The sequence below is a fragment of the Paraburkholderia strydomiana genome (genome assembly GCF_031456815.1).
GTDB lineage: Bacteria > Pseudomonadota > Gammaproteobacteria > Burkholderiales > Burkholderiaceae > Paraburkholderia > Paraburkholderia caledonica.
In genome coordinates this window covers 73,887-88,989 of the sequence record NZ_JAVDVL010000013.1, presented here as the reverse complement: position 1 = coordinate 88,989, position 15,103 = coordinate 73,887, and the positions used below count along the sequence as shown (strand labels likewise).

The 15,103-nt window shown below is 63.3% G+C and carries 13 protein-coding genes; 3 read left to right on the top strand and 10 right to left on the bottom strand.

The window, feature by feature from the left end; all coding sequences use genetic code 11:
• Nucleotides 1-26: 26 nt before the first annotated feature.
• Nucleotides 27-488 (top strand): hypothetical protein, encoded by a 462-nt coding sequence (locus J2W46_RS27855; RefSeq protein ID WP_020069875.1) that lies wholly within the window; start codon nt 27-29, stop codon nt 486-488.
• A 412-nt stretch (nt 489-900) separates the two neighbouring features.
• A complete protein-coding gene (locus J2W46_RS27850; protein WP_020069876.1) occupies nt 901-2,052 on the top strand; it encodes a branched-chain amino acid ABC transporter substrate-binding protein in 1,152 nt (383 codons plus the stop codon).
• An 8-nt stretch (nt 2,053-2,060) separates the two neighbouring features.
• Here J2W46_RS27850 and J2W46_RS27845 read toward each other — a convergent pair whose 3' ends face one another.
• Together J2W46_RS27845 and J2W46_RS27840 are read right to left on the bottom strand one after the other, a co-directional pair.
• Nucleotides 2,061-3,980 (bottom strand): DUF3857 domain-containing transglutaminase family protein, encoded by a 1,920-nt coding sequence (locus J2W46_RS27845; RefSeq protein WP_310358043.1) that lies wholly within the window; start codon nt 3,978-3,980, stop codon nt 2,061-2,063.
• A 31-nt stretch (nt 3,981-4,011) separates the two neighbouring features.
• Complete coding sequence (locus J2W46_RS27840) at nt 4,012-4,677, bottom strand: hypothetical protein (RefSeq protein ID WP_020069878.1); 666 nt, start codon at nt 4,675-4,677, stop codon at nt 4,012-4,014.
• 308 nt (nt 4,678-4,985) lie between these two features.
• Between J2W46_RS27840 and J2W46_RS27835 the strand changes: the two genes are divergently transcribed.
• Nucleotides 4,986-5,126 carry a hypothetical protein gene (locus tag J2W46_RS27835; RefSeq protein ID WP_164701943.1) on the top strand — a complete coding sequence of 47 codons (141 nt, stop codon included), beginning with the start codon at nt 4,986-4,988 and terminating at the stop codon, nt 5,124-5,126.
• 326 nt (nt 5,127-5,452) lie between these two features.
• Here the strand turns inward: J2W46_RS27835 and hutG are convergent, their stop codons facing one another.
• The 8 genes from hutG to J2W46_RS27795 all read right to left on the bottom strand — a co-directional run bounded on the left by hutG (nt 5,453) and on the right by J2W46_RS27795 (nt 15,096).
• A complete protein-coding gene (gene hutG, locus J2W46_RS27830; RefSeq protein ID WP_131321031.1) occupies nt 5,453-6,265 on the bottom strand; it encodes an N-formylglutamate deformylase in 813 nt (270 codons plus the stop codon).
• Nucleotides 6,266-6,331: 66 nt separating this feature from the next.
• A complete protein-coding gene (locus J2W46_RS27825) occupies nt 6,332-7,729 on the bottom strand; it encodes a formimidoylglutamate deiminase (RefSeq protein WP_310358039.1) in 1,398 nt (465 codons plus the stop codon).
• A gap of 15 nt (nt 7,730-7,744) precedes the next feature.
• Nucleotides 7,745-8,974, bottom strand: coding sequence for an imidazolonepropionase (gene hutI, locus J2W46_RS27820; protein WP_310358035.1), 1,230 nt, complete (start codon nt 8,972-8,974; stop codon nt 7,745-7,747).
• An 84-nt stretch (nt 8,975-9,058) separates the two neighbouring features.
• The gene (locus tag J2W46_RS27815; RefSeq protein WP_310358033.1) at nt 9,059-9,742 is read right to left on the bottom strand and encodes a HutD/Ves family protein; all 684 of its coding nucleotides are present in this window, start codon (nt 9,740-9,742) and stop codon (nt 9,059-9,061) included.
• A 2-nt stretch (nt 9,743-9,744) separates the two neighbouring features.
• Nucleotides 9,745-11,433: a urocanate hydratase gene (gene hutU, locus J2W46_RS27810; RefSeq protein WP_310358031.1), complete on the bottom strand. Its 1,689-nt coding sequence runs from the start codon at nt 11,431-11,433 to the stop codon at nt 9,745-9,747.
• A 64-nt stretch (nt 11,434-11,497) separates the two neighbouring features.
• Nucleotides 11,498-12,193 carry a histidine utilization repressor gene (hutC, locus tag J2W46_RS27805; RefSeq protein ID WP_087753145.1) on the bottom strand — a complete coding sequence of 232 codons (696 nt, stop codon included), beginning with the start codon at nt 12,191-12,193 and terminating at the stop codon, nt 11,498-11,500.
• Nucleotides 12,194-12,296: 103 nt separating this feature from the next.
• On the bottom strand, nt 12,297-13,820 hold the full coding sequence (hutH, locus tag J2W46_RS27800) for a histidine ammonia-lyase (RefSeq protein ID WP_020069885.1): 1,524 nt from the start codon (nt 13,818-13,820) through the stop codon (nt 12,297-12,299).
• 343 nt (nt 13,821-14,163) lie between these two features.
• A complete protein-coding gene (locus J2W46_RS27795; protein ID WP_288827560.1) occupies nt 14,164-15,096 on the bottom strand; it encodes a LysR family transcriptional regulator in 933 nt (310 codons plus the stop codon).
• Between the last annotated feature and the right edge of the window lie 7 nt (nt 15,097-15,103).

The following is a 15,103-nucleotide window of genomic DNA, read 5'->3' as shown; positions in this document are numbered from 1 at the left end:
ACCGGCATTCAGCAGACGAGGCATCGATGGACGGTTATATCCGCAGCGAGCGGGAAGAGTATTTCGAGCAGTTGTGTATCAGCGTCGACGCGGACGAGGTGCACGAACAGGAAGCCATCGAGTTCTTCGAGAACCAGTTCGACCAGGCTGACTTCGATCCCACGCAGTGGCTCGACATCGCGCTCTACTACTCGCCAGCCGTGGCGCGCGGCATCATCGACATGGTGACGCCCGACGACAAGGCGCGCAGCAACATCGCCGAAGTGATTGCCGACAACCTCGACATCTCCTATGGCGAAGACGAGTGCGAGCAGTTTGCCGAGACCATCGAGTTCGCGCTGAACAACGGCGTGCCGGTCGATCTCGACCTTGTGCTCGACGGCTGCCAGCGCGCGATCGACGATCTCGACACATGGGCTGACGACGAAACCAAGGCGCCCCTGCTGCGTCTGCGCGAAGAAGTGCTGCGCCAGCAAGGCGAGCGCTAGAGCCGGGCCCACCGCTCGACGCAACAAGCGTTGCATTGCGTTGAGTCTGTCTTTACTCACCGCCGCCGCATGCCGCCCACACGCGGCACCACGCCCGCACATGCCCTAAACGTTTCCCCTACGTCTCTTAAGCATGTGCGGTAATCCGCACCCCCGCCCTGCCGCGCGTCACGCGCCCCGTCCGCACGCGCGCGGCTTATGCCGAAATTCTCATCCAAAGCGCAGCGAACTGCCAAGACGGCGGCATATTGGCTTTCTATATTCGCGCCACATGACCGGCGTGCAAACCCGAGTGCGCGTATTCCAGCATTGTGTATCGCGAGCCATCCTCTTTAGTCTCTCGTTGCAAGCCGGACACACATCACAGCCTTGCCGCTTTCATAACCTGGAACTGTCGAAGTAAGGAGAGACCATGAGTTTTAACAACACGCTCAAACCGCTTGCTCTGTTCGTTGGCGCCATGATCGCAGCCGCGCCGCTCGCCAGTTTCGCCGACGACCTGCCGGTGAAGATCGGTTTCGCCGCGCCGATGACCGGGGCCAATGCCGGCTACGGCAAGGATCTCGAGAACGGAGTCCGGCTCGCTATCGAGGAAGCCAACGCACAGAAGATCAAGATCGGCGACAAGGTCGCGCAGTTCCAGATCGTCTCGCAGGACGACCAGGCGGACCCGCGCATCGGCGTGCAGGTCGCGCAGAAGCTGGTGGATGCGGGCGTTTCGGTGGTGGTCGGCCACTTCAACTCGGGCACGACGATTCCCGCCTCGCAGGTTTATGAGCAGGCCGGCATCCCGGTCATCGACCCCGCCGCGACAAACCCGATCATTACCGGCCGAGGCTTTGCAAACACCTTCATGGTGATTTCCACGGACGCGCAAAATGCCGGCAATGCAGGCGTCTACGCGGTCGAGGTGTCGAAGGCGAAACGCATTGCGATCATCGACGACCGCACCGCATTTGGCCAGGGCGAAGCCGACGAATTCGAGAAGGCCGTCAAGGCACATGGCGGCAACATCGTCGCGCGCGAATACACCGACAATCACGCAGTCGACTTCAGCACGCAGATCACCAAGATCAAGGCGGCGAACGCGGACCTGATCTTCTTCGGCGGCCTCGACACGCAGGCCGCGGGCTTCGCGAGGCGCATGAAGCAACTCGGCGTGACGGCGCAACTGGTGGGCGGCGGCGGCGTGGAGGATCCGGAGTTCATCAAGCTTGCCGGCGACGCAGCCGAAGGCGTGATGGCCTGGGAATACGGCCGTCCGCTCGCGCAACTGCCCGGCGGCAAGGACTTCTCCGCGAAGTTCAAGAAGCGCTTTGGCGGCGAGATCCTGTCGTATGCGCCGTTCGGCTACGACGGAGCGTGGGCCGCGATCAAGGCCATGCAGCAGGCCAAATCGACCTCGCCCGCCGATTACCGGCCGGTTCTCAAGGCAATCGACTTCGAAGGCGTGACCGGCAAGATCTCGTTCGACAACACCGGCGCGCTGAAAAGCGGCGCGTCGACGCTCTATCAGGTCAAGAACGGCACGTGGGTTCCGATCGTGACCAAGAGCGGCTCCTGAGCGCGGCGCTACTTCGCGCTTACGCCCCCCGCAAGCTTCGCGGCCTTGACGACGATTTGCGCGTCGAGGTCGCGCTCGATCCGCACGAGATCGTCTTTGATCTGGGCAAACTCTGCGGGGGAGCACATCTGGTGTCCGAAGGCGGCGTGCAGTTGCCGCCTGATCTGCAGCACGCGTGCCCCGCGGTCGAACACATAGCGCGACGAGAAAATCAGAAACCGGTTCTGCACGTCGGTGTCGGCGGGCGTGTCGGTCACGTTGGCGAAGCGCGGCAGCGTGATTTCCAGTGTCTCGTCGAAGTCTCCGCCAATGCATGCCCACGGCTGCGTGCGCACCGGCTCCGCGAGCCACGCCTGCACCTGCGAGCCCATTCCGCCCGAGAAGCTCGTAAGCGTCGGCATCGCCGTGGTGCCGTCGGTCCATACGAAATGCTCGACCTTGCCTTGCATCCACGTCGCGAACGGCCCGTCGGTTACCGCAACCTCGCCGGTGCGTAACTGCGCGGTGCCATGCAGGCCGGTCTGCAACAGACGGTTGGCGGCAATCTGTTGCGTGCGCTGACGCGAAGCGCGTCGAAAGACATTGCGTTCGATCTCCGCAGTAAAGCCCGCGTCTTCGACCCGGTACGCGTAGTCGGCAGTGCCGTTTTCGTCGACGTCGATCTGCACGCGCGCGCGCCGCTCGCGCACCTGAGTGGCCGGCGTGCGCGATAGCACGCCCTCGCCGACCAGCAGCACCGGCCTGTCCATCGCCGCCGCCGGCAGATAACCGAAGCCCACGCCGCCCGCCGTCGTGTCCGCGTACAGTGAAAGATCAGGAATCCAGACGATCGCATGATTGATCGCGCTCGCGCCATAGCCCGGCACGTCCGGCAATCTATAGTACGGCCCGAGATTGAGCAGCACAGCCTCGCTGCGGATGCCGACGGCGGCCAGCAGCGCGCTGTAAAGCGCGACGTGATCCTTGCAGTCGCCATAACGGTTACGTAGGATGTCAGCCGCCTTGTGCGGAATCGCCGCCGTCTCGCCCAGAAAAAGCGCGACGTAGCGGATATTCATGCGTACCCAGTCGTAAAGGATGTGCGCCTTCTCGCGGGGATCGGCGGCACGCGCGGTGAGCGACTGTGCAAGCTGCACGATGGACGGATCGTTGAAGGTGGCGTCGGCCGCGGGTCCCCGGTAACGTGCGGCGAAGCTCGCGAAGTCGGGCACGGTCGACACCATCAGACGATCGCCCCAATTCGCGTAGCCGACGGCGCCCGCTTCGAGCCGCGCATACGGTCCGTGCCGGTAGTCGAATTCGTAGCGTGTGCGGCCGTTCGCCGTGACCGGCGGCAACGCGGTATAGCCGCGCGCGTCGGCGTAGAGCGGCACGTCGGCGGGAAGATCGAAGATCAGGCGCTGTTCCTCGACGGGTTCGCTCGTCGGCTCTACGAGGTAGGCGAAGGTACCCGCCTGCAACGGCTTCGCGCGCGTCTTGCGAAACGTGAGATGCACGCGCGAACCGGGCTCGACGCCGGGAAAAATCACGGTTCGCAACACGCCGTCCTGAAAGCTCGGCGCGCCCGCCGAGCGCGGCTCCTGAATATCGCGGATCGCTTCTGGACCGACCGCGTGCGTCGCGCCGTCGGCGTCGATCGTCTCGGCCGCGAGCAGTTGCACCTGCTCGATGTCCTTGTTGAACCATACATAGCGTTGCGCGATGTCGTCCACGCCGCTCGTCGTATTCGCACGCAGCACGCTGTCGTCGTGTTCTTCGATCGAGCCGTCTTTCTGGATCGTGAAGAGATGGACGTCGCGCTCAGTCGTGTAAGGCGCACGGTCGTCGCCGGATGCGTCCGATCGCGTGTCTGCGGCAAAAGCGGTAGCGGCCGCCGCGAACAAGGCAAGCGCGGCGGCGATGTGCAGGCACGCCCGGTAGCGCATCATCAACAATGTTCCCCGCGCCGCCAATCAATCATCAATCGCCTTCACCGAGTTGGCCGAGCAGAGCCTGCAATCTCTCGACATGCCTGAGCAGCAGATGCCGATGCTTCTCGATCTGCTCGAGCCGCCCCGCAAGATCCGCCTGGATCGGATCGTCCGCATCGGCGGCGGCAATCACGTCTTCCACTCTCGATCGCAACGACGCGAGTTCAACCGGCGCATGCACGATGTGCCGCTCAAAACGCCGAACCTCCTGCACCGCGAGTTCACGGACCTTGCGAAAATACGCCTGGCGTCGATGCGCTTCAGCGTCGATGCTTTCGTCTTCGATGCGTCTGGCAGGCGACGCCTGGCCGAAAATCGGCTCAGGTGGCCGCAGCACGGTCTTCTTCCGCACGGGATGCGCGGTGCCGCGAAACCGCGCGAGGGGCTGTTCATTGTCGATTGCCTCGCGCGCGTTGGGCGGGATCTCGGCTTCGGTATGCGGCGTGTTCATCCAGCCATTCGGCAGACCCGTCACCGCTTCTATGCCACGTACGAACTCCTCGCTGAATTCGCGCTGGCCGGACAACATCAACTTCAGGTAGCTCGCGGAGAAAGTCATCATGCGTGCGAGACGACTGGCCGCGCCGACCTCGCGCGTCAACAGCACGAGATTCGCGCGCCAGACCGGGAGCAGCAATTCGTCGGAATCTTCCATCGCTGGGTCTTCCATCTTTTGCCCGATGTAAAGACGACGCCATTGCGGGCGTCATCGTTTTGAAAGGGTAGCCGTTGCACGGCCTCACTGGCAAGCGGCGCACGCGATCGCACACGGAGCCGTGAATCGACCCGGCTTGCATCGCTCAATGTCAATGCACGTAGCCGTTTTACCTTCGCCGCGCTGTTCGACACGTTGCATCGGGACGACGTTCCTGCTCCGCGCGCGCCGATGTGGCATGCTTGCAAACCGTGCGGCATAGGTCGTGCTGCACCGCGAGTTTCCCAACATTGATTAAGGGTTTTGTAATGAAGAAAATTGTTCTGGCCATTGCCGCAGCCGCCGCTGCTCTCAGCGCAATCGCTCCCGCACAAGCTTATGAGCATCACCACCACCAGGTGTGCCATAAGGTGCGCGTGCATCATCACTGGGAACGCCACTGCCGCTAATCGTTGCCCTCACATCGAGGGACACGACGGCCGCCGCGAACGCCTCGCATCGCACGCGTCGCGCGCATCGCAAAGCCCCGCTACTTGCGGGGCTTTTTTTATCGACGGATTCGCGCGGCGTAAAGTGATTCGTCAGATGCGGACGCCATAACGCCATACGTTGTGCGCGAAAGGCGTGGCGCGCAATCGCGGACACACGCTGTTACACCTTCGCGGTCTGGGCCGACGCGGGGAAGCGGCGCGAGACTTAGCGCAACTCCGCAAAGCGCGTGGAAATGATGGATGAGGTCCGGTAAAACAGCAGGCCTGCAAGTGAGAGGCCGCGGTCAACCGGCCTTGACGCGCTCCGATGCCGTTGCGACCAGTTGCTCGAGCAGCGGCTCGACCTTCGCTGCGAGCGCTTCGTCGTACGCGTACGGCGGCTGTTCCTGCATATAGGTGATCTGGGACAACTCCAACTGCACCGCGTGCACCCCTTGCGAAGGCTGCCCGTAATGCCGCGTGATGTAGCCGCCCTTGAAGCGCCCATTAGCGACAGCCGAATAGCCACCATGTCGCTCGACGACAGCCGCCAGTTCCTCGCCCAAACCCGCCACCGCGCTTGCGCCGTTCGAGGTGCCGAAATTGAAGTCCGGCAAGCGTCCGTCAAAGAAGCGCGGCACATGCGAGCGGATCGAATGCGCCTCCCATAGCAGCACCTTGCCATGGCGAGCTTTGAGCGCGGCAAGTTCGCCCGCCAGAGCGTCGTGATACGGCACCCAGTAAGCATCGCGACGGCGGGCCACTTCGGCCTCGTCCGGCAGATGGCCCTCCAGATACAACGGCTCCTTGTCGAAGGTATCGACGGGCAAGAGTCCCGTTGTGTCCTGGCCCGGATAGAGGTTCGCTCCGTCGGGCGGACGGTTCAGGTCGATCACATAGCGCGCGTAAGTAGGCATGAGAATCGACGCGCCCATGCGTTTCGCGAACGCATAGAGCCGGTCGAGATGCCAGTCGCAATCGTCGGTGCGAAACGCTACGGGCGTCATCGTTCCGGCGATGTCGGCGGGGATTTCGGTGCCTACATGCGGGATCGAGATCAGCAACGGCAGGCTTCCTTGATGCAGCGTGAAAACCGGCGGAGTATTCGAAGCAGTCATGTCAGTTCTCTTTCGCAGGATCTTTGCAGTGACGCAGCCACGTAATGCACGATGCGCTGCTTTACGTCATTTCAGCAGGTCGGCGAGCGCCACGCGATAGCGCGCGTAAGCGCCCTCTTCGTCGCGATGCCGGCGATTGTCGACCACCTTGTCGCCGCCTGCGTACACATCGCGGATGGGCGTCTCGCCGTGCTCGCAGAATACAACGCCCGAGAGCCACGCGCTCGGCGCATGCTCGGCAATGCTCGCATGATTCGGGTCGAGCACCAGCCAGTCTGCGCGATGACCCACTTGCAATGCGCCTGTCGCGCGGCCCGTTGCCTGCGCGCCGCCTTCGAGCGCCGCATCGAAAAGACGGTCTGCCACATACGGCGTTTGCGCGGACGCGAGCACGTTGCGCTGCCGGCGCGTCAAACGCTGCCCGTATTCGAGCAGACGCAATTCCGCGCGCCAGTCCACGCCGATATGACTGTCCGAGCCGACGCCGATGCGCCCTTTCGCGTCGAGATATTCTTGCGCGGGGAAAAGGCCGTCGCCAAGATTCGCTTCGGTGGTCAGGCACAAGCCGGCCACCGCGCCGCTCCTCGCGAGCGCAAGCGTCTCGTTGGCATCGACATGCGTGGCGTGCACGAGGCACCACCGGCTGTCGACGTCGAAACGGTCCAGCAGCCATTGGACCGGACGCGCGCCCTCTGTTTCCACGCACGCGTCGACTTCGGCAGTCTGTTCGGCGATATGGATGTGAACCGGCGCACTGCCGTCCAGCCCGCCGAGCAGTTCGCGCAACGATTGCTCGGAGACGGCGCGCAACGAGTGCGGCGCCACACCGTAGCGCAGTGCCGCATTTTCAGGCCGCGCGGCGCGCAATGCACCGAGCAGTTCGAGCAGGCTACCGGGCGTATTAATGAAGCGCCGCTGGTCGTCGCGCGGCGCGCGCGCGCCAAAGCCGCTGTATTGATACAGTACCGGCAACATCGTCATGCCGATGCCGCTGGCCGATGCTGCATCCACCACGCGTTGCGCGAGTTCCGCCGGGTTGCCATACCGCCCGCCGTCCGGCGTGTGATGCACGTAATGGAACTCGCACACCGACGTGTAGCCCGCCTTCAGCATTTCGATGTAGAGCCATTGTGCGACGCTGGCGAGGCCCTCGGGTGAGATACGCGCGGCAAAGCGATACATCAGATCGCGCCAGCTCCAGAAGTTGTCGGTGGCGCCTGTAGCCGATGAGCCACGATATTCGGTCAGGCCGGCCATTGCGCGCTGGAACGCATGCGAATGAAGATTCGGCATGCCAGGCATTATCGGACCCGCCGCTCTGGCCACTGACGCAGGCACGTCGCGTGTGTCGGGCTCGACCGTCGTCAGGTTTCCGTCGACGTCCCATTCCAGCAGTACGTCGCGGCGCCAGCCGCCCGGCAGGTACGCGTGTTCCGCGAATAGCGTTTGTTTTGCTTGTGTCATCTCTCAGGTCCCGGCTCAGTTCGCGTCGCGTGTCGAAGGACGATAAACAGTCTCGCCCGCGCGCACGACCCGCGCGCACAACGGACGCCCTATCCAGTAAGCCAATTCCGCGAGCGAATCGACCGACCATACCGCGAAGTCAGCTGCGCGGCCCACTTCGAGCGAGCCGTGCCGGTCCGCCTTGCCGAGCGCGCGCGCCGCATGCGACGTCACGCCCTTCAGTACTTCAGGCACGGTCATGCGGAACAGCGTGCTCGCCATGTTCATCATCAGCAGCAACGAGGTGGTGGGTGAAGTGCCGGGATTGATGTCGGTGGAAATTGCAATCGGCACCTCGTAACGCCGGAGCAGATCGAGCGGCGGCAATTGCGTTTCGCGAATGAAGTAGTACGCGCCCGGCAGCAACACGGCCACCGTGCCGGCTTCTTTCATTGCCGCGACGCCGGCTTCGTCGAGAAACTCCAGGTGATCCGCGGACAGCGCCCGATGACGCGCCGCGAGGGCCGTGCCGCCGCCGTTGGACAACTGCTCCGCGTGCATTTTCACCGGCAGTTTGTAGCGCGCGGCGGCATTGAACACACGCTCGCTCTGTTCGAGTGAAAAGCCTATGCGCTCGCAAAACACATCGACCGCGTCGACCAGACCTTCGTCTGCGAGCGCGGGCAGCATGGTGTTGCAGACTTCGTCGATATACGCGTCGGCGCGGCCTGCGAATTCGGGCGGCAATGCGTGCGCGCCGAGGAACGTGGTGTAGACCGTCACCGGATAACGTTCGCCCAGCTGGCGCGCGACGCGTAACATCTTGCGCTCGCTCTCCAGATCCAGTCCGTAACCGGATTTGATTTCGACTGCCGTCACGCCTTCGGCCAGCAACGGTTCGAGTCGCGCGGCCGATTGCCGGAACAACTCGTCTTCGGTCGCGGCACGCGTTGCGCGCACCGTGGACACGATGCCGCCGCCCTGCCGCGCGATCTCTTCATAGCTGACGCCCGCGAGGCGCTGCGCGAATTCATCGGCACGCTGCCCGCCGTACACGAGATGCGTGTGGCAATCGACGAGCCCCGGCGTCAGCCACGCGCCATGCAGATTTTCGCGCGGCCAATCTGCGTATTCCGCAGGCAAACCGGCGGCCGCGCCGAGCCACACGATGTTGCCGTTCTCAACCGCGATCGCGGCATCGCGCAGCGTGTGTTCGGGATCGCCCTGAGGGCACAAGTTCAGTTGATGCCAGACGGTTTGCTTCATCGCGTGCTCTTGCAGCTCGTTGCGTGTGTAAGGAGGTCCCCGCGCATGCGCTGCCGTGCAACGTCACGCACGCGTGAACCATGGTCATCGTTGCGTGTAGCGAATGCTGATTGCGAGAAGCGCGCCCGTGCCTTCCAGTTTGCATCGCAACGCGCTCGGCGTGTCGATGCGCAACGCGTCGCCAGTTTGCAGCCACTGCGGGTGCGCACTTCGGTTTGCATCATCGTGTGCATTGCCCAATGTGACGGCAAGCGGCCCATTCGCGCAGTAAAGCAGCACGACGTCGGCGGACAACCTTCTTTCGGGCTGCGTCTCGTGCGGGGCCGCCGCGCGCCACACTGCCAGCTCGCCCTGCGCCGAGTCGCGACGCACCATCAGATTGAAGTCGCGCGTCGCACCGTCGACAAGCCGCGCGTCGATCGCCGTCTCACCACTGAAGCGCGCAATGTCGAGCGGCCGAGTCAGCGCGTGGGTCTTCAACGTGTGGTCCGGATGGGTCTCATCGAGCAACATGCCCGCGCCGGACAACAACACGAGCGTGCGATCGATGCTCGCAAATCGCGAGAACGGCCCCGCTTGCGCGACATCCGCCACACTCACGCGCCACACGAACGTGTCGAGCCCCGCATCCGCAGGAAACGCCGCGACTTCGCGTGTGAGCCCGCCGCCGTTTTTCCACGGTACGGCTACGAGCTCCGCACCGCGGATCAATGTAACGCCGCGCGCGGAGCCGCTTTCCACAGCGCCTGTGCTGCCCGCTAACGTCATGCTCAGCGGCCCAGCATCGGCAGATTGAGGCCCGCTTCGCGCGCGGTTTGCTGCGCGAGTTCATAGCCCGCGTCCGCGTGACGCATCACGCCGGTCGCCGGGTCGTTGAACAACACGCGGCCGAGGCGTTCTTTCGCGGCGTCCGTGCCGTCCGCGACGATCACGACACCCGAATGCTGGCTGAAGCCCATGCCGACACCGCCGCCATGATGCAGCGACACCCACGAGGCGCCGCCTGCCGTATTCAGCAACGCGTTGAGCAACGGCCAGTCGCTGACTGCGTCCGAGCCGTCTTTCATCGACTCGGTTTCGCGATTCGGGCTCGCCACCGAACCGGTATCGAGGTGATCGCGGCCAATCACGATCGGCGCCTTCAGTTCGCCGTTCTTCACCATCTCGTTGAATGCCTGGCCGAGACGGTAACGATCCTTCACGCCGACCCAGCAGATACGCGCCGGCAATCCCTGGAACGCGATGCGTTCGCGCGCCATGTCGAGCCAGTTGTGCAGATGCGGATCGTCGGGAATGAGTTCCTTGACCTTAGCGTCCGTCTTGTAGATGTCCTCTGGATCGCCCGACAGCGCGACCCAGCGGAACGGCCCCTTGCCTTCGCAAAAGAGCGGGCGGATGTACGCCGGCACGAAGCCAGGGAAATCGAAGGCGTTTTTCACGCCCATTTCGAGCGCCATCTGACGAATGTTGTTACCGTAATCGAGCGTGGCGGCACCGCGTTCCTGCAGCGTCAGCATGGCTTGCACCTGCTTGGCCATAGACTCTTTCGCCGGCACGACGATTGAATCCGGCGCGGTCTTCTGACGCTCGCGCCAGTCTTCGACCTTCCAGCCTTGAGGAAGGTAGCCGTGAATCGGATCGTGCGCGCTCGTCTGATCGGTCACGCAGTCCGGTGTGATGCCGCGCGTCACGCACTCGGCAAACACGTCGGCGGCGTTGCCGAGCAAACCGATAGACACTGCCTTGCCCGCCTGCTTCGCTTCTTCGAGCATGGCGAGTGCTTCGTCGAGTGTCTTGGCTTTCTTGTCCACGTAACGCGTCTTCAAACGGAAGTCGATGCGCGTCTCGTCGCATTCCACTGCGATCATCGAAAAGCCGGCCATCGTCGCGGCGAGCGGCTGCGCGCCGCCCATGCCGCCCAGACCGCCCGTCAGGATCCAGCGGCCCGCCGGATCGCCGTTGAAATGCTGGTTGGCCACCGAGAAGAACGTTTCGTACGTGCCCTGCACGATGCCCTGGCTACCGATGTAGATCCAGCTGCCCGCCGTCATCTGGCCGTACATCATCAGGCCCTTGCGATCGAGCTCGTGGAAATGCTCCCATGTCGCCCAGTGCGGGACCAGATTCGAATTCGCGAGCAGCACGCGCGGCGCGTCTGCATGCGTGCGGAAAACGCCGACCGGCTTGCCCGATTGAATCAGCAGCGTCTCGTCTTCGTTCAGGTCCTTGAGCGAAATAAGGATCTGGTCGAAGCAATCCCAGTTGCGCGCCGCACGGCCGATGCCGCCATACACCACGAGCGCGTGAGGATGCTCGGCTACTTCGGGGTCCAGATTATTCTGGATCATCCGGTACGCGGCTTCCGCGATCCAGGTCTTGCAGGTCTTCTCAGCACCGCGCGGCGCACGGATCGTGCGGGTGGGGTCGAGACGCGGGTCGATGTGTTTCGGGTTGTTCATGGTGGCCCTCGGAATGCCTGAAGATGATCGGGATATGTCAGGGAAGAATCAGGGAAAGCAAAAATCAGAAATGTCCGGTGAAACGGTAACGGCTGCCCGGATGCCACAGATTCGCGATCGAAGCGACCTGGCTTTGCGACCAGGTTCGCCGATGCAGCACGAGGCAAGGCTCCAGTTCGTCCATGGTCAACAGCTCGCGGGTATCGCCGTCCGCCGCCAATGCCTCGATGCGATATTCGACGCGCTGCAACGGCGCGACTCGCACGAGATACTGGTTCGGCGTGGTGTTCGTGAAATCCTGCAACGCGTATTCGGGGGCGACAGCCGGATTGACCCAGCGCTCTTCAAGCTGCACCGGCTCGTCGTTTTCGAAATGAAGCACGCGCGAATAAAATATCGGACTACCCGCGCTTACCTGCATTTCTTCGGCGAGCGCCGCATCGGCGATGCTCGCGCCAATGTGCAGCACCTTCGCCTGATAGCGATGACCGCGCGCGACGATTTCGTCGGAGATACTGCGGATCGCCACCAGCGTCGATTCGTACTTGGGACGGGCCACGAACGTGCCCGAGCCTTGCACACGCGTCAGCACCTGCTCCGAGGTCAACTCGCGCAGCGCGCGGTTCACCGTCATGCGAGCGACGTTGAATTCGCGTGCAAGCTCGTTTTCGGAGGGCACCTGGTCGCCTTCGCCCCATTCGCCCGCGTGAATGCGCGCGAGGATGAAGTCCTTGATGCCCTGATATGCGGGTGCGTTCATTGGCTGCTGTGTCTCATGGTCCGGTCGGGGTGCCTAGGGGCGCTGAGCGCCGCGCAGGGATGCTGAGCGGCGCCTCATCGCACGTAGCCCCGCACGAATTCGCTTACTGTTCGGACACGAAGGAAAACGGGCTCAGCTTCGCGATCGTGCCGTTCTGCACGAGTCGCGTCACGGCCGCGATGTCCGGCGCGAAGTAGTGATCCAGTTCGTAATGCGCGACGTCCTTGCGCACCACGTCCATCACTTTCTGCAAACTCGGGCTCGTCTTGTGCGGCGCGCGCAGGTCCACACCTTGCGCGGCGGCGAGCAATTCGATCGACAGAATGTTGGCCGTGTTTTCGGCGATGTCGCCGAGCTTGCGCGCAGCGAATGTGGCCATCGAAACGTGATCTTCCTGGTTCGCGGACGTGGGCAGCGAATCGACGGAAGCCGGATGCGCGAGCGTCTTGTTTTCCGATGCCAGCGCGGCAGCCGTTACGTGGGCGATCATGAAGCCGGAGTTCACGCCGCCATCGCGTACGAGGAACGGCGGCAGGCCGGACAGTGTCGCGTCGATCAGCAACGCGATGCGGCGTTCGGCCAACGCGCCGATTTCCGCGGCGGCGAGCGCGAGGTTATCCGCGGCGAACGCGACCGGCTCCGCGTGGAAGTTGCCGCCAGAGAGCACTTCGCCGGTGTCCGGGAAAATCAGCGGATTGTCGGACACGGCATTGGCTTCGAGCAGCAGCACGTCGGCGGCGTGACGCATCTGGTCGAGACACGCGCCCATGACTTGCGGCTGGCAGCGCAGGCTGTACGGGTCCTGAACCTTGTCGCAATCGGCGTGCGACACGTTGATGCCCGAACCTTGCAGCAGTGAGCGATATGCCGATGCCGCGTCGATCTGACCTTGATGTCCGCGCAATTCGTGAATGCGTGCGTCGAACGGCTTGACCGAACCGGCCGCCGCATCGACCGACAACGCGCCCGCTACCAGCGCGGTGCGATACAGGTCCTCGATCGCGAACATGTTGTAGAGCGCGAGCGCAGTCGACGCCTGCGTGCCGTTCAGCAGCGCGAGGCCTTCCTTCGCTTGCAACGTGAGCGGCTTCAGACCGACGAGCGAGAGACCTTCGGTGGCCGGCAGACGTTCGCCTTTCGCGAAGACCTCGCCTACGCCGAGCAGAACCGCCGACATATGCGCGAGCGGCGCGAGGTCGCCCGATGCGCCCACGGAACCCTTCACCGGAATCACCGGCAACACGTCGGCGTTATACAGCGTGATCAGCGCTTCCATGACCTCGCGGCGGATGCCGGAATGGCCGCGCCCGAGGCTCGACAACTTCAACGCAATCAACAGACGCACGACCGGGCGCGACATCGGCTCACCTACCCCGACCGCGTGCGACAACACCAGATTGCGTTGCAGCAGTTCGAGCTGGTCATGCGGAATATGCGTGCTCGCGAGACGCCCAAAGCCCGTGTTGATGCCATACGCGGGTTCGCCCTTCGCGGCGATGTCCGCTACCGCTTTCGCACATGCGTCGATAGCCGCGTGGCTTGCGGGATCGAGTCGCAGCGGCACATGTTCCCGCGCGATCTGACGCAGTTGCGGGAGAGTGAGGTGGCCGGGCTTCAGAGTCATCATGGTTGTTGTCCTGTCTATACAATTTGAGAGAAGTCTAGCCGCGCCGTCTTGTATATACAACTTGTTTTTAATGCTTTCGGGACCAGGGCTTTCCACTAAGGCCGTCTGCACCGCATCGTAAGGCGTTCCTTGATCGGCTCGCGCCGCCAGCGCGGACCGAAGTCGCTGCCTTCCCCAACGGCCAACTTGTATATACACGTCCAATATACTGACCGCCACGCGGACAAAAACCCTCCCGGCATCGATGAGCAGCGCTGAAAAACCCACCCCATAACGCAACGAAGCCCGCCAACTCATGCGAGCCGCGGGCTTCCTTCGACAACGGGTGACTCCGGATGCAGCGCTACAACTGCACGCGTGCCGCCATGAAATCCAGAAAACATTGCACGCGCCCCGCGAGCGACGCGCTCTGGTAATACACCGCGCTGACTGGCTGGCGCTCGTCGAGTAGCACATTGCCGAGAATCGGCACGAGGCGGGCGTCGCGGATGTCGGCGGCTATCATGAATTCAGCGAGGCACGCGATGCCCCAGCCCGACAGCGCGAGTTGCCGTAAGGTCTCGCCGCTCGATGCGGTGATCGACGGCTCGATTCTGAACGGCTCTGCGTTGGCGTTGCGGTTGCCGTTGCGGCTCCCCTTCCCCTTGCCTGTGCTTCGCTCGCGCAACGGCCAGCGGTTCAGATGCTCCGGCGCCGTAAATCCGATCAGCCGATGCTCGGCCAAAGCATCGACCGATCTGGGCTCGCCGTGCTCGGCCAGATACGCGGGACTCGCGACCACGCGCAGTTTGCTGCTGCCGAGTGCGCGAGCATGCAGCGTGGAGTCCTGCAACGCGCCGATCCGGATGGCGATATCCACCTTCTGCTCCAGCAGATCGACGATCCGCTCGTTGCTGGTCAACTCCAGTCGGATCTCGGGATACAGCTCGGAGAACGCCGTCATATGCGGCGCAATGCAGTGAAGCATGAACGGCGACGCCGCGTCGACGCGCAAGCGCCCCGAAGGCCTGCGGCGCTTGCGCGTGACCGACTCCTCGGCTTCTTCCATCGCGTCGAGAATCGCGCGGGCGCGCTGCAGGAAGCCTTCGCCCTCTTCGGTCAATTGCAAACGGCGTGTCGTGCGCCTCACCAGCGCCGTGTCCAGCTTCTTTTCGAGGCGAGTGAGCGCGCGACTCACGCCTGACACGGTCTGCCCGAGCTTTTCCGCGGCCGCCGTGATCGAGCCGCTGTCGATCACGCTGACGAACACCAGCAACTCGTCGGTGGATGTTTTCATTGTTGAT